The organism is Streptomyces sp. NPDC045955 (genome assembly GCF_056430805.1).
In genome coordinates, this window is sequence record NZ_JBWKKY010000041.1 from 1 (window position 1) to 19,859 (window position 19,859).

A 19,859-nucleotide genomic window follows, 5' to 3' on the forward strand; every position below is an offset into this window, starting at 1 on the left:
CCGAGGAGCTCCGGGCGGGCCGAGTGCTGGTGCTCGTGCCCTCCCTCGACCTGCTTGCCCAGAGCGAGGCCGCGTGGCGCGAGGGAGGCCGCACCTGGCCGATGATCGGGGTCTCATCCCTAGCGGGGCTCACTCGCCCCGGCGCCCTGGGCGTCGAACAGGCGGGCTGCGTACTGGGGGGCAGGGCCAGGGTGAGGTGCCGGATTACGGCATCATCGGTGGTGCTGGGCGCGGCTGAGAAGCCGAAGGGGCTACCAGGGTATCCATTCCACGTCGGCTGACGCCCACCCACTGCCACCCAGACGCCCACACGCAATGGGATGATGAGGCCTTCTGGCCGCAGGACATGTGGCCGGGCGTCAGCCCTCCGACTCACTTCCTGCGGCCAGAGCCTTGCACTCAGGCGCTGGGTTCCGGAAGCCGGTACTCGTACTTGCGGGGCCGGAGGTCCTCCTCGGCCGGCTCCCAGTCACGGTAGTGCGAGACGATGCCCCCGCTCGCGATGTACGGGTCGGTGACGGTGTCGACCTTGATGTCGCTGACGACGTAGAGGTCGACGGTGTGGTCCTTGTCCCGGGCGTGCAGGACTTCGTTGATCGTCAGTTCGACGCTCGTTGCGGCGCCCGTGGTGCCCTTGACCTCGACGTGGCGTTCCTCGGTGCCGCGCGTGCAGCGCAGGTCGTAGGGCTTGCCGAGCTTCTCGACCGTCCAGCCCTGCTTCTCGTAGTGAGCGGTGGCGAGTTGCTCAGCGTGCTCCTCGATGGCCTTGCGCTTCTTCGGGTCGGAGATGTAGCCGGCGCCGCGGCGGCGGCGCTGAGGCTTCTTCTTGCCCTCGACCTGCTCGGCCGTGAAGCCCGGGGACTTGTCCAGGGGGACGTCTTCGGGTTCGTCGGGGTCGAAGGGGATACCGGCGAGCTCGAGAAGGCGCTGGGGCGGCATCTGGACGAGTTTGCCCATGCCTCGGTCGGTACCCGAGCGGCGGATCGCGTCGCTGCCTGCCTCCGTGAGCGGGCCGTCCGGGCCGAGCGGGACGTTCTCGAGCTTGGCCAGGGGCTCGATACCGAAACGCTGTGGGTACTTCAGGCGCCGCTCGGCTTCCTCGTCGGGCCAGTGCCAGGCCTCGCCCCTGTAGAAGCCGCCGCGGACCTGGAAGAGGTAGAGGGTGGCGGTGTTCTGCAGCCACTCCTCGAGCTGGACGCGGGGCGAAGCGCCGGTGGCCAGGACGGCGAACTGGGGGTGGGAGTCCCTGTACTCGGGCTTCTCTTCGGGGAAGCCCCAGGAAAGGGTCTCGATGCCGTGCTCGAGGTTGCGCTGAGACTCGGTGCTCTGGCCGACATGGACCATGACGAACGTCGAACTCTTCATGCAGGGCATCATAAGCATGCTCTTATAGAGCAGTCGATAATTTTTCAGTTGGGATAGCCTGAAGTAGTCTGAGTGCTCAACTCGCAGCCTAGACAGTGCCACTGACACTGCCTCAGCAGCGCTGGCGGCCATGACCGGCCTCGCAGCGCACGCTGCGGCGCGGCGGGAAGCAGGGGGATCCGCATGCCCGAGGAATCATCGACGACAACAGCGCACGGCGTCGCAGTGCCGCCGCCGCGCACGAGCGGTGCTACGGCCGGAGAACCGGCACCCGGCGTGCCGTGTGTGGCGGCGGGCCGGGTACACGAGATCGCCGCATCGGCAGGCGACCCGGCGTTCATCGACCGGTGCGTGAAGCGGTACGCGGCCGCGGGCTTCGGGATACCGGACGAGGCCGAGGTGCGCAGCTGGCGCAACAGCTGGCCGCCCTTGTTCGCGGCACTGGAGCGTGCCGGGCTGAAAGACCTTCAGGTGTACCTGGAGTACGGGACGCCGGGCGGCGGGCGGCGCCTGGACGCGCTGCTGGTCGGCGCCGCGCCGGGCGGGGCACTGGGGCTGGTGGTCGTCGAACTCAAGCAGTGGCAGACCTGCCGCGTCCTCGACACGGACCGGGTGATGCGCAGCGACGGCCTGGTGACGGCTCATCCGATTCACCAGGTCGCCGCCTACCGCAGCTTCTTCCAGCACTGGCGCCCGGAGAGCGCGCCGGTGCTGGACGTGCGCGCGGTGGTGGTGCTGCACAACGCCACCGGCGCCGAGGGAGCCGCTCTGTCGGCAGGCGCCGGCGCGGACGTCGGCGTCCCGGTCCTGACCGCGCAGGAACTGTTCGGACCCGCCGGGGCACTGGCGGGGCTGCTGCGGTGCGAGGACCTGGCGGCGCCGGACGCCCGGCAGGTGGCGGCGTTCGAGCAGATCCGGTGGACGCCGTCCAGCCGGCTCCTCGACCACGTCGGCGCCGTCCTGGACGGCAACAGCACCTTCGCCCTGGTCGGCGACCAGCAGGACGCGTTCGTGCAGATCCGCCGGGCCGCGGCCCGGCACCTGCCCGCCGGCGATGAGGACTCCGCGCCGGACGGCGGAGGGGAAGGAGCCGTCATCACGGTGAGCGGCGGCCCGGGCAGCGGCAAGACCGCACTCGCCGTGCGGCTCCTGGGCCGCCTCATGCGCAACTACCCCAGAACGCGTCCCCGCTTCATCACCCCCTCCGGTACCCTGCGCGCCCATCTCCTGGACGCCACCCGCAGCCACAGCGCGGCCCGCGAACTGTTCCCCGCAGCCGGCTCGATGCGCAGCGCCGCACACCAAGCCGGTGCCCTCGTCATCGACGAGGCACAGCGCATCAAACGAGGCGGTGCCCACGGACTGCCGCCGGACCTTGCCGCCGTGGTGGAACACGTCCCCCTGGCCGTCATCTTCCTCGACGAACGGCAGATCATCCGACCCGACGAAGGCACCACCGTCGACGAGATCCGTGCCGCCGCCCAGGCCCTGGGACGCGTCCACCACCACCTGGAACTCACCGGCTCCTTCCGCTGCGGCGGCTCAGCCGCCTACACCGCCTGGGTCGACGCCCTCCTATACGGCCGACCAGTGCCCTGGACCGGACACACCGGATACGACCTCGGCCTCGCCGACGACCCCTTCCAGCTCCAGCAGTTCATCGAACAAGCCACCACCGACGGACACACCGCCCGCACCACCGCCGGATTCTGCTGGCCCTGGACCCGCACCCGGCCCCGCGGCGCCACCACCCTCCCCCTCGACATCGACATCCAGGTCCGCGCCACCAGCCCGAACACCCCCACCAGGACCTGGCGCGCCGCCTGGAACGCCGCCACCGCCCTCACCGACCCCGAAGACGGCCAGCCCATCGCACCCCACAGCCAGCTATGGGCCACCCACACTGGCGGCCACCAGCAGATCGGCTGCATCTACACCGCCCAAGGCCTCGAATACCACCACTCCGGCGTCATCATCGGCCCCGACCTCACCTGGACCAACGGCCGGTGGCACGCCCACCCCGAAGAGAGCCGCGACAAAGACCTCCGCCACCTCACCCCCGACCAGTACCTCCCCTACGCCCTCAACACCTATCGCGTCCTGCTCACCCGCGGCACCCACGCCACCCGCATCCACACCACCGACCCCGCCACCCACCAGATGCTCAGCCAGGTCATCCCCTCCACAGCCACCGACTGACAACCCCAGACGCGAAAAGTGCCGGACCCTGAGTCCGGGCGCTGACTCCGACGCGCCAACCTCGGGGTCGGGTGCACGACGTGCGAAAGCGGTCGGACGTGGGAGCCCTGGCCCTTGTGTCTCAGATACTCGCCGGCGAACGTTCCGAGCAACTACACAAAAGAGTCTCTAGCTATGTATAGCTGGTGGTAGTGTCTGGAGTATTCGACATGAGGGGGACCTGATGAAGGTGACCGTGTTCCAGTTCGAGGGAACTCCTGAGGAGCTGGATGCCTCGCAGGTACTGAAGGAGCTGGCAGACCAGCACCGTGGTCCCGTTTCGGTGCTCACCGAAGAGAGCCGGGACAGTGGGATGCTGCCAGCCCGGATTCCGGGAGTAGCCGACGAGGGACAGGAAACGGTGCGTCAGCTGCTGGGCCGCAGCCCGGCTCCCGGCCTGTTCGTCCGGTTTCTCGAAGAGACGACCCGGTGGGACAACGTCGGTGTCTACGGCATCAAGCGCAAGAACGCACAGCCCGACGCTCCCCTGGACTACAGCCGCTACCTGCGCCTGCGCCGGCAGGGATCCCAATTCGGCGGCTTCGCCTACGTCTACGCCGAGTACAGCACCATCAACCTCCGGCTCAACTGCAGCCAGCAGCAGCTCGACGAGCTGGGCATCAAGTCCGCGCGGACCCTCACCACCGGCCACCGGGAGTACCGCGTCAGCGTCGGCCTCACAGACGAGACAAGCCTGGCCGACGCCCTTCAGCTGGCCGAACTCGCCTACAACGCCACCTAGACGCAGATACGCCACAGCCCGAGACCGAGCAGGAAGAGCCGGCGTGGACCTACGACCTCACCAGCGAGAAGCCGTCGACGCGATCCTCCGGGCCCTCGAACTGCCCGCTCGAGCGCTCGCCCCCGAGCGAGGGCTACGCACACAAGTGGTCATGGCGACCGGATCCGGCAAGACCCTCGTCGCCGCCCGCAGCGCCGAAGAGCTCCGCGCCGGCCGTGTGCTCGTCCTCGTGCCCTCGCTGGACCTGCTCGCACAGACCGAGACCGCCTGGCGCGAGAGCGGCCGTGGCGGGCCGATGATCGGGGTCTCCTCTCTGCGCGGGGACCAGGTGGCCTTCCCCAACACCACGGAGGTGGACGAGCTGGTCGCCTGGGTCCGCCCGTTCGACAAGGTCACCGTGTTCGCCACCTACGCCAGCCTCGGGCTGGGCACGCTGGAACGCGCACACGCCGCCGGCCTCCCGGGCTGGGACCTGATCGTCGTGGACGAAGCCCACCGGTGTTCGGGCCTGGTCGGGAAGCCGTGGGCGGTCGTCCACAACAACCAGAAGATCCCCTCCCTGCGCCGCCTCTACATGACCGCCACGCCCCGGCTGTGGCAGCTCGACGAAGACCAGGAGCAGCAGGGCGCGCCGGGCGAGCTGGTGGCGAGCATGGAGGACGACCCGGACGGGCCGTTCGGCAACCGGTGTTTCACCCTGACGTTGTCGGAGGCGATCGACAGGGGAATCTGTGCGCCGTACCAGGTGGTGTGCGTGGACGTCACCGACACCCAGCTCCAGGCGGCCGTACTGCTCGGTGCGGACGGCAGGTCGGAGCAGGTGCGCGGGGCGCGGCTCGCCGCGCTGCAGACGGCGCTGGTGAAGGCGGCCGCGGAGGAGGGGTTCCGCCGCACGCTCTCCTTTCACCATGTGGTCAAGGAGGCAGAGGCATTCGCGGCCGGCCTTCCCGATATCGCGGCGCAGCTGCACGACGCGGACCCGGAGCTGTACCCGGCGACGATCTGGGCGGACTGGCTGTGCGGCGACCACAAGCCCAACCACCGGCGCCGTGTCCTGGGGGAGTTCGCCGACGGCATCGCCACGGACGGCACGGTCGTGGAGAAGGGCTTCCTGAGCTCGGTCAAGGTGCTCGGGGAAGGCGTCGACACCCGCAACTGCGACAGCGTGTACTTCGCGGACGTGCGCGGCTCCATGCCCGACCTGGTCCAGGCCGTGGGCCGGGCGCTGCGGATGCAGCCCGGCGAGGGCAAGACGGCCTCGCTCGTGGTGCCCGTGCTGCTGGGCCCCGGGGAAACGCCGGACAACATGCTCACCTCCCGGGCCTATGGCGGCCTCGCCAAACTCTTGGAAGCCCTCAGGGCGCACGATGCCCGGATCGTGGAGGCTCTGGCCCAGCCCCAGGCACCCAGCCGTGTCAGGGGCGTACAGACCCGCAGTGGGGGTCAGGAGGACCGGAGCGAGGGGGAAGACTCCAGGCCGTCGGCGCCTGCCCGACAGTTGCTGAAGTTCTCCACGCCGCGTGACCCGGCGCAGCTGGCCGCCTTCATCAACCTGCGCGTCCTCAACCCCGAACACGCCCACTGGCGACGCGGCATCGAAGCCGCCACCATCTACAACCGGCTCCACGGCAACCTGAAGGTCCCCTTCACGTACCGCGTCCCCGGCCGCGCCGACCAGGAGGCCGAAGCCGAGGGGTGGCCAGCCTCCCTCTCCGCGTTCCCACTGGGGCAATGGACCGCCGACAACCGCAGGTTCTACGCCCGCGGGGACATGGACGAAGACCGCGTCCAGCAGCTGGAAAAGCTCGGCATGGTCTGGTCGCACTTCGACGTCGCGTGGGAAGAAGGCCTGGCCGCCGCCCGAGGGTGGGCGGCCGAGGCGGGCCACCTCCTGGCACCGATCGACGCCACCTACCAGGGCTACCGGGTAGGGATCTTTCTCAAGAACGCCAGGGCCGCCGCCCGCCGGGGCATCGAGAACGAGCAGCGGCAGGCGCAGGGGCTTCCGGCGAGGACGACGTCGGCCTGGATGCTGTCCGCCGAGCGACGCGAGCAGCTGGAGGAGATCGACCCCTCCTGGTGCCCCACCTGGCCGCTGGAATGGCAGCGCTCCTTCCACCTCACCCGGCTGCACCTCGAGGAGGGCGGCGCCCTGCCCACCGAGCCGGGTGAGGCCGTGCGCCAGGGTGAGGACCTTGGGCGGTGGGTGCGCTCGGTCCGGCTCGGCTGGGACAAGCTCACAGGCGTCCAGCAGTGGATGTGCGAACACATCCTCGGCATCGAGCCCGCTACCGAGGACGAGAAGCCGCGCCCACGTCGTACGCAGGCCGACAAGTGGGCGATGAACTACGCCGCCGCCCGCCAGTTCTACGAACGCGAGGGGCACCTTCGCGTCCCCAGGCAGCACATCGAACGGATCGTCCTCAGCGGTGAGGACGGGGACGCGAGCGGCCGCGAAGACGGCGAGGGCCCGGAGGTCCAGGAGATCAAGCTCGGGGCATGGATCGGGAATCAGAGATCCAGAGCTGCGACACTGTCGCCGGAACGGATCGACCAGCTCTCCGCCATCAGCATGCGCTGGTCGTAGCCGTGTCGCGGTCGTCGTATTTGGAGCTCGTGCCAATTGGTACGGGCTCCCTAGCTTTTTGGCGGCAAAAAATTTTCGGTCTGTGTGACGTTCTCAAGTCCGCCCTGCATAAGAGCGACCGAGCGCGTACAACCAGGTAGGTCTCTAACCCTTTCGCGCGTGATTGATCTTTGGGTCGGTCGAGGGGAGGCCGCAAACCGGGGTGGTTTTTGTGTCTGAGATGAATGTGATCGCGGAGGCCGTGGATGGCTTCCTTGCTGACCCGCGCGTGCTGCGGATCCAGCGCGATGCCGCGCTCGTCGCGGATCTTGCTCTGGGCGGCTTCGAGGGCCTGGAGTACCGTGTGTTCGAGGACCGTCTGCTCCTGGACAGCATGCCGATCCTGCGGGGCATGCTCCGCTCCGGCACGTTCATCACGCTCTCCGTGCAGAGGTTCGAGAAGCGCGGCATCCCCTTCTTCGTGAGCAGCGAGAACAGGCAGCTCCTGCACAGCAGCGACGCTGAGCGGGACGACATCATCGTCGACGTGCTCATGCACTCGGGCCCTCCTCAACGGCGGCTGGAACCCCAACTTCCGGGGCTACAAGGGTCCTTGCTGCCTGATGACCTACTTCATCGGCAGGTGCATGTGGGACTTCCGCCGTGTTTACCTGGCTGGGTCGGGGAGCGGGAGCGCATCGCGCAGGTGGAAGCCGCCCTGCTCGACCCGGAGGCGTTCTTCCGCCTGCTGACTGCGTTACCCCACCACGGCGAGCCGGAGACGATCCTTTTCTCGACGGCCTTCATGGACCTGCTGGACGCCCAGCCGGCCGAGACCCGCGCCGTGGTGCGTCTGACCTGCGAGGGTTACTCGGACGGTGAGATCGCGGACCGACTCAAGTCGACGCCCGGCGCGGTCCGCACTCGCCGGTACCGCTTCAAGAAGGTTCTCTATCAGGCCGCAGGCGAGCGGAAGGTTTGGATCCCTGCGCAGTTGCACGTCAACGGCGTCCGCGAGCAGCAGCGGAGTGCCGTATGAGCATGCATGACCTCCTGTTCCTGTTCCTCACGCTGGTGGTGCTCGGCATGGCGGCCGTCCTGGCGGGTGTGATCGGCTTTGGAGTCGCCCGGTGGGCCGGCTCCCCCGTCCCCGACGACGTCGTCCGCGGGGCCATCGTCTGCGCCGGGACCCTGACCATCGGTATCGCGGTGCTCGGAGTGCTCGTCACAGCCATCCGATAACCGTCTACGTCGCACGTCACAAACGCGCTCCTGCGCCCCATTACCTATGTACGCCGTGGAGGCCTTGACCGACTGGTCGGGGCCTCCACGGCGTCTCCCAAAATTCCTCTCCCCCGGTCCCTGTCCGTGGCCCCACCCAGGTGCCCAAGGGACGAGGACACCGGCGTTCATGAGCCCGCGACGCAAGCACCCGTCGCAGGCCACAGTGCTGCCCGCCCGATGACACACCACTACAGGAAGGTGCTGCTGATGAGCACTCACCAACTGCCCGAGGGAACGAATACTCACACCGCCGATACGCTGGACACGCCACCCTGGGTCGGAGCCGAGGCTACACAGGGACGCTCTCAGGCAGAGAGTCGCAGGACCGCCGACCGCGCGGCGCACACCCCCGCGGACGACACCACGCAGGTGTCCGCGTTCCCTGTTCTCCCCGCCCAGAGGAGCCCCACCATGAACCGGGACATCGATCCCGCGCAGCCCGTTCAGCCCTCCCCCGGCCACCAGCCCGCCGCACCCGCGCGCCCGCACCGGCGGCGCCGTCTCGCCCAGCGTCTGCGCATCATCGCCGCCCGCACGCGGGCCATCGCCTGGAAGCTGGTGAAACTGTCCGGCGAGGAGTTCGTCAAAGGCTTCGCCAACAAGGCCGGCGCCGTCACCGCGCTCGTTCTGGGCGTGCTCGTCGTCGCCCACGTGCTGGGCGTGAATCCGGCCGATGCCGTACGCCGCATGCTCGGCATGTAACTGCCGTCGTGCCCCGGACCCGGCCGCCCAGGGTTCCGGGCACGACGGCGATACGCCACCCCGTTGTCGTTGTCCGAGCGGCTCTCGGGACGCCAGGCCAAGGACATCTCCATTTGGAGGGGCGCGGCCTTGGTAAGGGGAGAGTCCTTCTCAGAAGGGAGGTTCGTCGCTGTATCCACCTGGTTGAGCGGGGGTCTTGGCGGGGGAACTGGTAGCCCATGGGTTGTCTGCCGGGGGCGATGCAGAATTACCCCACCCGCCGGAAGCCTGCCGGGCCGGGGGCACCGGCGCCGGCGCGGCGGGTGGAGTTGCCGGTGCTTCGTCCGGCTCGAGGCCGTCAATGTCGTCGTTCCACAGTCGACGCAGATGTTCGCGGCAGGTCGTCGGATCGTTCTAGTCCCAGCGGCTGTCGTCGGGCTCCGGCCAGCGACGGCCGTCGGGATCCCGATTTTGCAGCTGGCACAGCGCACGCAAGAGGGCATCGACGACCACCCATTGGCTGGTCGTTGTCCCGGTGAGCAGGCGCCGGATGGTTTCCCTACTCACCTTGTGGGGGTTGGACTCGGTGCCGGTGAGCGCCGCGATCTTCGGAAGCGGGGGACGCGCTGCCAGCCGGTAGTGCACATAGAGCTCGGAGACGAGGTCCCGCTTGGGACCGGGCGGCAGCACATCTTTACCGGGCATTCGAAGCATTCGCGGCATCCGACAACTCTGCCACGAACAAGCCCAGTTAGACACAGGAAAGCTCGGTCTCACCCGGTATCGCGCCACACGAGAGCCCGTGTGATCTCATGTGGCCTCACTCAGGCTCCTCTTGACCTCACCTGAACTCATATCAGCTGGCCTTAGACCATCTACAGCCCGCAGAAACTCGTTTGAACAAAACCCTGTTTTCGCTGGTCAGAGGCTATTTCAAGGTGCTTTTGTTGTTGCAGTTCACCCCGGATTCGGGATGCGTCTGAAGGAGTGGACACGGCGCGGCTGTCACCGGAAACGGCGACGGCCCCCTGGTGGGCAGGGAGCCGTCTGCAGAAGACCGAACAACCCCGATGAAGGAGAAGGTCATGTCCAAGGGCGAGAGTACGGGCAACGATGCGGTTCCGGAACCCCACGGCGGGTCCTCGATGGCTCGATGGGCGGCGCGGGCAAGGAGGGCGCGAAATGAGGCCGGCCTCTATCTGCTCCGCGGCGCGGCGACCGCCGTGGGGGGTGCCATCGTGGCGTACGGGGGCGTCTGGCTCCAGACTCGCTGAGGCGGCCGGTAGTGCCTCCGTGCTGGCGCGGCTCGGGGCCCTGGTATCTAGGCCGGTCGGTGTGGCTGGGCTGGGACAAACTCACCACCGTGCAGCAGTGGATGTGCGAGCGGGTCCTCGGAATCGAGCCCGCCACCGAGGACGAGAAACCCCAGCCGCGCCACACGCAGGCCGTAGCCGACGCCAGTTGGTGGTGTCACGGGAATGCCGGAACTGGCGGTCAGGGGCGGACAGTGTGCGAGGAGTGAAGCCACGGGCTGCAGGAGCCGGCCTGTCGACTGGCCGCGTGGAGAGGCGGACGTGGGGCATATCGAGCAGGGGCTGGAGCAGGCGTTGCGCACCCGGCCCGTTCCCTTGAGCACCGAGGCTCGCCTGCGGTTTCTGCTGGCAACGCAGCGGTATTCCACCCGGAAGGTGGCCATCGTGCTGGAGGTGTCGCAGCGCACCGTGCAGAGGTGGGTGACGAAGAAGCCCGGGGCGCGTCGCCCGCCGGGGCCACTGCATGTCCGGGCGATCGAGGAAGCGGTCCGGGCTCGGTGGCAGCCCCGGATACGGGCCCGCCGACGTGCCCAGGCCGAGGCGGAGGGCTTTGTCTTCCACACCAGGGCGCGATTCGGGTTCGCTGCTGCGGCCGGCTCCTCGGACGAGCGCCGCGGGTGCGGTGGATCACCCAGTACCTGCCGGGAGAGGTGGCCCGGGAGTTGTTCGCCGCCCGGGACGCCGGTGCGGGCGAGCAGCAGCAGTTAGTGATCCTGGCTCGCGCGCTGGGGCATGCCTACTTCCGCGAATGGGGGCCGCCGTGCCCACGGCCTGCACATCGCCTTCAGCGACCTCGAGTTCGTCGACGTCTCGATCGGATGAGCCTGCCCTCCGATCGGATGGGCCAGGGCGTTCAGCGCCGCGAGGGCCTGGCGCGTGCGGCCAGCATCGCTTCGTACCTCTTGGCCTCCTGCCGCTCGCGCCAGTCCCACTCAACATGGTCGGCCGGGCCTTGGCGGCGGGCCACAGGCGGCTGGGGCGGGCGCAGCAGGAGGGCACGGTTGCCTGGCGCGGCGAACAATTCCTGGTCCTCGCCGGATACGAGCCGGGCGAAGCAGGCCGCGGCCCGCAGGAAGACGCGCGCCCACTGCGGTATGGGGTAGGCGGCGCAGCCGTCGGTGTAACGAGCGCGGTCGTGCAGGGCAAGCGTGGCCGCAGCGTCGTCGAAGTCGCACGAACGCGCGGTAGCAAGTTGTTGGAGGGACGCGCCGGTGATCAGTGCGGCGGCAACGGTCGCGGCCAGGCGAGGGTGCGCGGTCACCCCATGTAGCCGATGGACGACTTGCTGGGCAACGTACGGGGTGAGAGGCGTGGGCGGCGGGCGGTGCCGCCAGACGATCGGCGGCGGCGTGCAGGGGGCGGCGCAGGGGCGGGGGCTGTCGTAGGAGACAAGGCGGTCCAGTGCAGGCAGGGTGAGCCATCGGCTGCCGTTCCTGGCCGGTTGGTCTGCAGGCAGGGGTTCGGCGGCGGTCGCGCCGTAGTAGTGGCGGCGGGCGGTCTGGAAGTCGGTGGTGATGGTGTCGTCGGCTGTCTGCAGGGCCTGGTGCAGGGCGGCGGGCAGGTGGGGGCGGTGGCAGACCAAGGTCAGGTGGATACCGGTGAGCGTGCACAGTTGCAGGAGGCGCATCGCGCGGCGGGCGGTGAGGCGGTGGGCGCGCAGGGCGGTCAGCCGGGTGACGGGAAGGGCAGTGATCCAGGCCGTGGCGGCTTCCCACGCGGGCTGGCGGCCGCCGGGGAAGCGGCCCGGAAGCAGGGGCGGCTTTTCCAGGGCGGCGAGAAGGTCGTGGGCGAGGCCGGTTTCGCTGGTGGTGCCCGGGCCGGGATGCAGGGTGATCCGACCGGACGGCGGATGGTGGGCGGCCAGTGCGGTGTGCGTGTGAATCGCGTCGTCATGGCGGTCGATGACCACGGTGACGGGCGGTGGCGTGGCGGACGGCATGGCGGCGTGATGGTCAGGTGAGGCGGCTGAAGGCCCAGCGCAGCAGTTCCTGGTCAACCCGGGGGCGGCCGGTGCGGGTCAGGGCGGTGCGGGTGTGGGCGGTCAGCTGGGCCCAGGCACGGAAGTTGCCGTGCGCGGCGTACTGGTCGCCGAAGGCGATGTCGTCGGGGTCGGCGTCGGCCCAGAGCGGGGGGTGTCTGCCTCCCCGGGCCCGTGGTGTGTCCGGACGCGCGTCAGTTCTCTCCGGGCGCCGTGGCGGTGAGCCAGTCGGCGGCTTCAGCGTCAGTCATGAGGAACACCTGAGCCGGGTGTGCGTCGCCGTCCCGGACGACGTGCAAGATCAGTAAGCAGACGCGTCAGCTACGCCACATCACACACCACCCCGCACACCAACTACCCCCCCCGTCGCAGCGACATTTGCACTATGCACATACGGTCAATTCGGAACTGGAGGCCCGGGGTGTTGGCCTTCTCTTGGCGCTGAGTTGAGTCCAGAATGATCGAATGCAAACTTCTCAGCTCCCGATGGGGACATTCGGTAGGCTGCGGGGCTTTGCGGCGCGCGCCTGGTCTGCAGGATGGCAGAACAGGAAGCGGGTTGGATGGTGGGCAGTTCCGCCTCTCGCTATCGCCGCCGCCCTGCTGATGACCGAGATCTCCAAACTGCTGAGGTCGCTGCAGGTAGACAACAAGCAGGCGTACGGAGCCGATGCGCTCAACGGGTGGCCTGGCTTTCTGTGGTGGAATCACACAAGTCCGGTCGACGCGATCGACGTATGGGCGACCGCCGCCAGCGAGGGCGATCTCGGTGAACTCGTCCTGGCGTGGGTCAACACGCATCTCCTGCTAGATCTTCTAATTTTCACCCCCGCCTACGTAACTGCTTTGTACCTTTTGCTGCGCAGCATCTGGGCTGTACTTTCCAGGTTGAAGGAGCGTCCGCCTTTTCCGGTCGGATGGCTCAAGTGGCTCTCCCTCGCTGTGCTGGCCTGCGACTGGGGCGAGGGCATCCTCACCGGGTGTCTGGTTGACGGTCTCACTGGGCCACCGAGGAACGATGCGCTCGCAGTCGCCGTGACGTCCTTCTCGTTCTTCAAGTGGGCGTTGCTCGCCATTGCTGTCGTATTCGGCAGCATGGCCTTCGCACGGACGCTGCCGAGGTCCCTGACGCAGTGGCTAAGCAGATGGAAGGACGGAACCCTGTCAGAGGGCCGCGTGTGGACGCGCCATCGCAATCAGCTCGGTGTGCTGCTCGTCCTTGCAATGCTGGTTGTCATGCCCGGGGAAGGGCCGCTGGAACAGATCCCTGACATCGAGCGGTCTTGGGCGAGCTACGACGGCCCAGTGGAACTGCTGGGGGGTGTGGCAGGGCCGACCGCTACGCTGGTCGGGCTCTGCCTGAGCATTTGGGTCGCCGGACGCTGGGCTCTGCTCGATGGTGTGCGAGACACCCGGAGAAAGATGAGCCGGCAGGGCATGCACATGTTGGGCGCTCTCGCGTTGGTTTTCGGAGTTATGGCCGGGACGCTCATCGCGGCGGGATGGGCCACGCCGGGGGCGCTCGCCGTACCTGTGATCGGCCTGGTCCTAGCTGTATGGAGCCTTCTGCTCACCACGTTTGGGAGTGTTCCGCGAGCGCAGCTGGAGTCGGGGATTCCCCCGACCCAGGTACGCGAGCACGTGCGGAACGTCGGGCGGGTACTGACCGTGGTTCCGCTCATCATCGCCGGACTGGCCCTCACCCGTGCCTACGCCCGCCCTGTGCTCCTCGGGCCACGAATCGATCCCACCGACCCGGACGTGCGCCTCGAGGCCTACACAGGGGCTGCTTGGTGGTTCGGTATTGGTCTCGGTGCCGCCACTGTTGTCGCACCGGCGGCCCACTGGGTAATCCGTCGCGTCGAGGACCGCTGGTTCGACGGTCAGGTGAATGCGGCGCGGCGTGGGCGTGCCACGCCTGGTGGGGCGGCGGCTCCGACCGCAGCCCAGGCCGCTACACCTGCCACGGCCGGTCCCTCCCCTCATCTGCCGTGGAGCGACAATCGCCGTCGCGTGCCTGATTTGCTGGGGGGCGCGATGTTGGTGGCGGCGGGGTGGCTGGGGGTATATCTGGCCTGGAAACCGCTGGTGTGGGGCCCGCGTGTGCGCAGCCTCGGCGTTCTCTTCCTGCTGCTGACGACGGTCACTCTTATCGGAAGCGGGATCGCTCGGTATTCTGAGTCCCGCCTTCCCTTGCCAGCCTTCCGTTACCTGCACTTCCGGCTCACGCCGTTCTGGCTCCTCGTCGTTGCTGCTCTCGTACTTCAAGCCCAATTGGACACAGTCGGCGGCTACCACGACGTGAGGCTCAAAAAAAGGACTGCGTCTGCCACGGGCCCCGGGCGTCGTGAAGAGCCGCTCGCCGTAGCGCCGCCAGACAATGCTCCTGCGAGCGTCTTCCAACCGGGCAATTCCTTTAAGGCATGGCTTGCCGCCGCCGACCGGTGCCTCGACAGGCAGCCCAAACTCAAGCAGGCCAATGCCATTCCCATGCTTTTCGTCGCAGCTCCTGGCGGGGGTATCCGGGCCGCCTACTGGACTGGCTCAGTGATGGACAAGCTGACACAGCGTCCCTGCGGCCAGCAAATGATCTTCAGCACTAGCGGTGTCTCCGGGGGCAGCCTCGGGCTCATCGGCCATTTGCTCGGGCAGGAAGATTCCCGCCCCGACCGCGATGCCGGCCGCAAGTTCGCCTCACGCCTGGCGGGAGAGGACACGCTCTCGGCGAACATGGCGGCTTGGTTCTACCGGGATCTGCCGCGCGCGCTGCACGGCATCAACAGACTCGGTGACTGGCGCCCGAGGGACCGCGCCGCGGTCTTCGAGTACTCCTGGGAAGGTCTCGACGAGGACCTCAAACGGGACTTCTTTGACGTCACGCGCGCCTACAACAGGGCGACAGAGACCCGTTGGCGCCCTCTGACCCTGCTGAACGGCACGGACGTCAATACCGGTTGCAGGATCGTGGTCTCCTCCCAATGGGCGACCGGCGGCGTAACTAGCGACGCGGTGCCCTCCCTGAACTGCCGACGGGCGGAGGTGACCGGTGTGAGCGGAAGTGGAGGAACGGATATGAGCACCCCTGCATTTGCCGCAGGGGCCATCGACGCGGCGGCATTCACCGACGACCGGAACTGCCAGAAGGAAACCAGGAACCAAGGGCTGCGGTTGTCCACAGCAGTGCATCTGTCCGCTCGCTTTCCCTTCATTTCACCGACAGGGCGGATGCATCGCTGTATTGCCCGGGATGGTGGGGGTAACCAGTCGGTAGTCGACCTCGACGGAGGACTGCTCGAGGGCAGCGGCCTAGCGGTCTTGCTCGAGTTGTGGGAGAAACTTGAGCCGCACGTCGCCCAGCACAACCGCGGCATTGCCAAGCCTGATTGGCGTCACGGACCTTCGGGATGCGCTCCCAAACCCAGACGAGCACCTCAGGCGGCGTGCGGCCCCTCCAATCGCTATGTGCTCCCCATGATCGCTGTTCTTGATAACCACTACCAATCACGAGGAGCAGCTCCTGCCGCAGACCGGCGACCTGAGGCCATCGCACCGATCATCGGGACTCGAGCCCCCCGAACGGCGGTGGACGTCACGACCCTCGAACAACTGGCACTGCTGCGCTTCTCCGGGCCTCCCCCTGGGATCAGCGGATCACCGGCGATCGCTGCGAATTCTTTGCGGTGCTCCCACATGCGGAGCTTCTTTGTCGCGCCTTCGGACCGGCCAGGCATCGCCGCTCCACTCGGATGGGTCCTGTCCGGGATGAGCATGGACGAGTTGAGAAAACAGCTGAAGGATTTGGAGCAAGGGAAAAAAGCATGCGCAGATCCCCACAGCACACAGGGCAATGAAAGCCCTCCTTGGCAGCCGAGCAAGCTCTCCACACTACTCACGTTGCTCAAAGGGCCCGTACGCATGACTCCGTCGTCCTGAACTGATGCGGGGTGGGTCCGCCATGTCGTGGGCCCACCCGGCAGTCCAGACCGGCTCACGACTCGTCGTCAGCCGGCTCGGTATCGTCCCCGGCGACGTAGCTGTCCTTGACCAACACACGCCGCGCCCTTCGGGGAAGACACGCCACCAGCCGCCGACGACGTGCAGTTCGTCGGTACCCATGGCCCGTACGACCTCCAGGTCCTCGTCGTGCGCTTTGTACGCCTCCCACCACGGGTTGGCGAAGGCCGCACCTGGCGCGGCTGGCACCACCACGTCACCCTCGTCACCGCCGCCAGGCCTTCCTCACCCTCAGCCGGCTCGACCCAAAAGCCCAGATGCCGGCCTGCCCCTCTACCAGGTCCTCGACATCCTCCAGGACCTGCTGAGGTGCTGGACCGGCACCTGCACCGCCTGCAACCGCCCCTTGCCGACCAGCAGATCCAGAACCTAACGAAGCACTACTAGGGCGTGTTTCACACTACAACGCCCACGATGTCCGCTAGATCTGGATCCGTCTCACCGACGGCCACCTCACCAAAATCCCCTGGATCCACCGCGACCACGTCCGCCAACCCTTCAACGACCACACCTGCAGCACATCCGCACCCACCCCCAGCACAGCACCACGACGACAGCCAGCAGCATGAAGCCGGCCTCGCCGACGCCCTCGACCAGTTCATGCGCCGCGTCCACAGCGGCCCCGCCACCACTGCTGAACAAGCCCTCCTAGCCCGCGCCACCACAACGCCGGTCGCCATCACCGCTATCTGCGACCGGCACCGAACGCATCACCAAAGTCGCCCTCGACGCGGTACAACTCGACCACCTCGCCGAACAACACAACCGCCCCACCCACAACCGCTAACCCCACCCCACCGACCAGGCAAAACAGCCCTGATCAGCACAAACACCAACCGAGCCTTTTCACCTACACCCCACCCCGCCACACTACACACACCACACATAAACCCAGCTCACACACCCCGGTCAGCCACCCGAAGCCCTCCAGCCTCTCAACAAACCCACAACACACCAGGCCAGCAAGCGCCCGGCACACCAACAAACCCCCGTCCCCCGGCGGAACCGGAACACCCGCATGCCCCAGCCCCAAGCCCCTCTGGGCATGCCCCGGGACCGTGTCGAACGAGCAGTTCTGGTCGGCGACCTTCGAGGGTCGCGCCCTCAGGGCGGGACCCTCGAAGGTCGCCCACACGAACCCGGCGAAGCCCTTGAAGGCCGCCGACGAGAACCCGGCCTCACTTTTGAAGGCACGGCGTCACCCTTGAAGGTCGCCGACCTGAACCCGGCGAAGCCCTTGAAGGTCGCCGAATCGAACCAGGCGTCACCCTCGAAGGTCGCCGACCCGAAGTCGGCTTCTGCTTCGAAGGTCGCCGACCCGAACCAGGCGTTGCCGAGGTGGGGGTGCCCCGTTGCGGGGTCCCCCAGTGCCCGGAGGAGGGCAGCAAGCAGGGGTGGGGTGAAAGGGGTGCCGCGGTGGTCGATGTCGGTGCCGGGGGTCAGATCGGCCAGGTAGGCGTCGCGGTCGGCGTCGGCTAGGTGGGCGAGGCATGCGGTGTGGCCGGTGACGTGGATACCGCGGCAGCCGACCGGATTCTCCGGGGTGGTTCCGTGTCCACAGTGCGGCCACTCAGGCGGGGTCAAGGACGCTTCGGCGCTCGGGTGAGACATATCCGAAGGATGATCGAGGACGACCGCATAGTCGCCGACCCCGCCTCCGACGCGCAGTACCACGCGGCGGCCATCCGGCTGGCTGACTCCGGTCGGCTGAATTCCGTCACCTCAGAAGCCGCATTCCGTCGGTTCCCCCACCCGTGCGAGAGGTGCGACGTCGTGTGCCTTGCCCTCTCGGCCTGGTCCAACGTCGTCGATTGCACGGGTCAGAGACTCTGTGCGCCTCCGGGCATCTTCGATCCCCTTGGCAACGTCGATCGGTCGGTAAGTCGGGTCGGTGCGTTGGACGGCTTCGAAAACTACGGCCTTCTCTCGGTACGCGTCACGGAGGCGACTGCGCCATCCCGGCCTTCTGTCAGAGCCGCCATCGATCGCGTAGATCACGCGCATGATCCGGTTCAGCTCGTCTTGGAGTGGCTGAGGGGCCCTTGCGTCACCTTCTGCACCCATGGTCGGCTCCTGCTGTTGTCCACAGCCAGTCCCCTCATTGTTGGGCTTGGAGGGCGGGCCCGCAGCCGCCGAAGACGTGCGCGTGACGGCGGCCTGGACGGACCCGCTGGTTTGCCGACGGGCTGGGCGTCCCTTGGCTCGCACTAGTGCGAGAGGTGCGACAGACGGGGCGGTGGACATCAGCCACCGGCCCCGTCGGTTCGGCTACTCGCTCTGTTGCTCCTTCTCGGCTCGGGCCTCCGCCGCGCAACGGGGTCAGAGCCGGTTTTGATGGCCGATTGTAATGAAGTCGGCGACTTGGGCTTCCGTTCGCATAGCGGTTGCAGAACCCATACGCGAACGGAACTCTGAGGCAGGTGGGGTAGGAGCAAGTTGCCGAGCGGCAACTTGGTCTAGGTGCCAGGAAGACGGGGTGCCGACGACGATAGCTTGATCGATCTCAAGTTGGTTGCGACCAACTTGGCCTGTCGTCCGCCTTGCTACCAGGGTACCGGCCAGGCCTTCCAGCAGAGGTTCAGAAGCAGCTGGTCAGCTGACCCCGAAGACGGATGCGATCCGCCGGGCAGAGGCGCGCATCCATCCATCTTTCTGCGAAGTAGGGGATTGCCCGTCCATTGGCTGGGCGGCCTCCAGCTTGCTGCCGATGTACTGCTCAAACTTCGTTGACTTCACAACCTCGGCGACGGTTGCTTGCACGAGGATCTCGTTGGCTTCCCGGATCGTCGAGAGCCCCCGATAAATGAGGACCGCCATGGGGACCAGCAAGAGCAGCCACCAGGGCACCACCTGGATGGCTGCTGTGAAGCTCAGGACGACGCCCGCCAGTCCGACGTTCACCTTGAGGTCAGCTTCAGCTGCCAGGCGATCGTAGTCGCCGTACATGTCTATGTTCGCCGCGTACAGAAGGGTGCGCAGGCGCGGTAGATCCAGGAGCAGCGCGCCAAGCGCTTGCTGGCGCGCCGCGATCGGCACATCTCCGGGCAGGCCGAGCCGGTCCTTGACGTAGTCGTCGAGCGCTTCAACAGAAGGCGTGGCCAACTCGGCAAAAGCAGCCCCAACCTGTAGTTGCGCCTTTTCGCGCTCGGTTTCATCGTGGGCACGGAGACTGAGCAAGAGCGTTCGGACCCACGCCCGCCACCAGCGGAGACCACGGCTAATGCTCGCGGCGCGCCACTTCAGCACGCTGCCCACGAGGTAGGCGACGAACGTGCTGACCGCAAGGACAGCAGGCTTTCCCATCCAGGAAGCGACCTCGTAGAGCCGGCTGAGCGGCGGATCAGCGTGGGAGGTCGGGATCCAGGACTCGAGGAGAAGGAACAGGGCCAGCAAGTAGATGTAGCCAGTCGCCAAGGGAGTGCGGAGCTCCCGCAGCCCAGGGAGCAAGGATGAAAACACACGATCATGCTCGCCCCAGCGCCGCTCCGAGAGGGGCTCCTGTTCGTACGGTTCGTAGACCGTCACTCTTGCTGCCTACAGATCCGCACCCATCGCCCAGTAAACGGATCAGAAACAAGCTGTCAGCTTGTCGTTTAACGTCCAGCGTCGAACGCGGCTCGAACTTGATCAGCGTTCTCGCAGTTCGGCGGACGTGTAAGCGGCCTTCGTCTGATCCTG

13 protein-coding genes and 2 pseudogenes are annotated in these 19,859 nt (G+C 67.4%); 9 read left to right on the forward strand and 6 right to left on the reverse strand.

The window, feature by feature from the left end; genetic code table 11:
- Positions 1 to 399: 399 nt before the first annotated feature.
- A complete protein-coding gene (locus AC07F0_RS39655; RefSeq protein ID WP_478985163.1) occupies positions 400 to 1,365 on the reverse strand; it encodes a protein NO VEIN domain-containing protein in 966 nt (321 codons plus the stop codon).
- 183 nt (positions 1,366 to 1,548) lie between these two features.
- On the opposite strand from AC07F0_RS39655, the gene AC07F0_RS39660 reads away from it, so the two are divergent.
- The 6 genes from AC07F0_RS39660 to AC07F0_RS39685 all read left to right on the forward strand — a co-directional run bounded on the left by AC07F0_RS39660 (position 1,549) and on the right by AC07F0_RS39685 (position 8,897).
- Positions 1,549 to 3,564 (forward strand): DNA/RNA helicase domain-containing protein, encoded by a 2,016-nt coding sequence (locus tag AC07F0_RS39660; RefSeq protein WP_478985164.1) that lies wholly within the window; start codon positions 1,549 to 1,551, stop codon positions 3,562 to 3,564.
- A 223-nt stretch (positions 3,565 to 3,787) separates the two neighbouring features.
- On the forward strand, positions 3,788 to 4,345 hold the full coding sequence (locus tag AC07F0_RS39665) for a hypothetical protein (RefSeq protein ID WP_478985165.1): 558 nt from the start codon (positions 3,788 to 3,790) through the stop codon (positions 4,343 to 4,345).
- Between the two features lie 43 nt (positions 4,346 to 4,388).
- Positions 4,389 to 6,932 (forward strand): helicase associated domain-containing protein, encoded by a 2,544-nt coding sequence (locus tag AC07F0_RS39670; protein ID WP_478985166.1) that lies wholly within the window; start codon positions 4,389 to 4,391, stop codon positions 6,930 to 6,932.
- Between the two features lie 220 nt (positions 6,933 to 7,152).
- Positions 7,153 to 7,950: a hypothetical protein gene (locus tag AC07F0_RS39675; RefSeq protein ID WP_478985168.1), complete on the forward strand. Its 798-nt coding sequence runs from the start codon at positions 7,153 to 7,155 to the stop codon at positions 7,948 to 7,950.
- Positions 7,947 to 8,153 carry a hypothetical protein gene (locus AC07F0_RS39680; protein WP_478985170.1) on the forward strand — a complete coding sequence of 69 codons (207 nt, stop codon included), beginning with the start codon at positions 7,947 to 7,949 and terminating at the stop codon, positions 8,151 to 8,153. The genes AC07F0_RS39675 and AC07F0_RS39680 overlap by 4 nt, the downstream gene beginning before the upstream one ends.
- Before the next feature lie 453 nt (positions 8,154 to 8,606).
- Positions 8,607 to 8,897 (forward strand): hypothetical protein, encoded by a 291-nt coding sequence (locus AC07F0_RS39685; RefSeq protein ID WP_478985173.1) that lies wholly within the window; start codon positions 8,607 to 8,609, stop codon positions 8,895 to 8,897.
- A 393-nt stretch (positions 8,898 to 9,290) separates the two neighbouring features.
- On the opposite strand, the gene AC07F0_RS39690 is transcribed toward AC07F0_RS39685, so the two are convergent.
- Entirely contained in the window at positions 9,291 to 9,599 is a 309-nt protein-coding gene (locus AC07F0_RS39690) for a hypothetical protein (RefSeq protein WP_478985175.1), read from the reverse strand.
- A gap of 755 nt (positions 9,600 to 10,354) precedes the next feature.
- On the opposite strand from AC07F0_RS39690, the gene tpg reads away from it, so the two are divergent.
- A complete protein-coding gene (gene tpg, locus AC07F0_RS39695; protein WP_478985177.1) occupies positions 10,355 to 10,897 on the forward strand; it encodes a telomere-protecting terminal protein Tpg in 543 nt (180 codons plus the stop codon).
- A 145-nt stretch (positions 10,898 to 11,042) separates the two neighbouring features.
- Here tpg and AC07F0_RS39700 read toward each other — a convergent pair whose 3' ends face one another.
- The gene (locus AC07F0_RS39700) at positions 11,043 to 12,128 is read right to left on the reverse strand and encodes a hypothetical protein (RefSeq protein WP_478985180.1); all 1,086 of its coding nucleotides are present in this window, start codon (positions 12,126 to 12,128) and stop codon (positions 11,043 to 11,045) included.
- Positions 12,129 to 12,773: 645 nt separating this feature from the next.
- On the opposite strand from AC07F0_RS39700, the gene AC07F0_RS39705 reads away from it, so the two are divergent.
- Positions 12,774 to 16,100, forward strand: coding sequence for a hypothetical protein (locus AC07F0_RS39705; protein WP_478985182.1), 3,327 nt, complete (start codon positions 12,774 to 12,776; stop codon positions 16,098 to 16,100).
- Between the two features lie 55 nt (positions 16,101 to 16,155).
- On the opposite strand, the pseudogene AC07F0_RS39710 reads toward AC07F0_RS39705, so the two are convergent.
- Positions 16,156 to 16,349, reverse strand: a pseudogene (locus AC07F0_RS39710) (transcriptional regulator); the annotation flags it as partial.
- On the opposite strand from AC07F0_RS39710, the pseudogene AC07F0_RS39715 reads away from it, so the two are divergent.
- Positions 16,344 to 16,489 (forward strand): annotated as a pseudogene (locus AC07F0_RS39715) (IS701 family transposase); the annotation flags it as partial. The pseudogenes AC07F0_RS39710 and AC07F0_RS39715 overlap by 6 nt on opposite strands.
- 796 nt (positions 16,490 to 17,285) lie before the next feature.
- Here AC07F0_RS39715 and AC07F0_RS39720 read toward each other — a convergent pair.
- Positions 17,286 to 17,792 carry a pentapeptide repeat-containing protein gene (locus AC07F0_RS39720; RefSeq protein ID WP_478985185.1) on the reverse strand — a complete coding sequence of 169 codons (507 nt, stop codon included), beginning with the start codon at positions 17,790 to 17,792 and terminating at the stop codon, positions 17,286 to 17,288.
- A 981-nt stretch (positions 17,793 to 18,773) separates the two neighbouring features.
- Positions 18,774 to 19,706 (reverse strand): hypothetical protein, encoded by a 933-nt coding sequence (locus AC07F0_RS39725; protein ID WP_478985183.1) that lies wholly within the window; start codon positions 19,704 to 19,706, stop codon positions 18,774 to 18,776.
- Positions 19,707 to 19,859: the final 153 nt, after the last annotated feature.

Excerpts from the sequence above, each read along its gene's own strand:
- AC07F0_RS39655 (WP_478985163.1), bottom strand. The coding sequence starts at position 1,365 with ATGAAGAGTTCGACGTTCGTCATGGTCCATGTCGGCCAGAGCACCGAG.
- AC07F0_RS39660 (WP_478985164.1), top strand. The coding sequence starts at position 1,549 with ATGCCCGAGGAATCATCGACGACAACAGCGCACGGCGTCGCAGTGCCG.
- AC07F0_RS39665 (WP_478985165.1), top strand. The coding sequence starts at position 3,788 with ATGAAGGTGACCGTGTTCCAGTTCGAGGGAACTCCTGAGGAGCTGGAT.
- AC07F0_RS39675 (WP_478985168.1), top strand. The coding sequence starts at position 7,153 with ATGAATGTGATCGCGGAGGCCGTGGATGGCTTCCTTGCTGACCCGCGC.
- AC07F0_RS39680 (WP_478985170.1), top strand. The coding sequence starts at position 7,947 with ATGAGCATGCATGACCTCCTGTTCCTGTTCCTCACGCTGGTGGTGCTC.
- AC07F0_RS39685 (WP_478985173.1), top strand. The coding sequence starts at position 8,607 with ATGAACCGGGACATCGATCCCGCGCAGCCCGTTCAGCCCTCCCCCGGC.
- AC07F0_RS39690 (WP_478985175.1), bottom strand. The coding sequence starts at position 9,599 with ATGCCGCGAATGCTTCGAATGCCCGGTAAAGATGTGCTGCCGCCCGGT.
- tpg (WP_478985177.1), top strand. The coding sequence starts at position 10,355 with ATGCCGGAACTGGCGGTCAGGGGCGGACAGTGTGCGAGGAGTGAAGCC.
- AC07F0_RS39700 (WP_478985180.1), bottom strand. The coding sequence starts at position 12,128 with ATGCCGTCCGCCACGCCACCGCCCGTCACCGTGGTCATCGACCGCCAT.
- AC07F0_RS39705 (WP_478985182.1), top strand. The coding sequence starts at position 12,774 with ATGACCGAGATCTCCAAACTGCTGAGGTCGCTGCAGGTAGACAACAAG.
- AC07F0_RS39720 (WP_478985185.1), bottom strand. The coding sequence starts at position 17,792 with ATGTCTCACCCGAGCGCCGAAGCGTCCTTGACCCCGCCTGAGTGGCCG.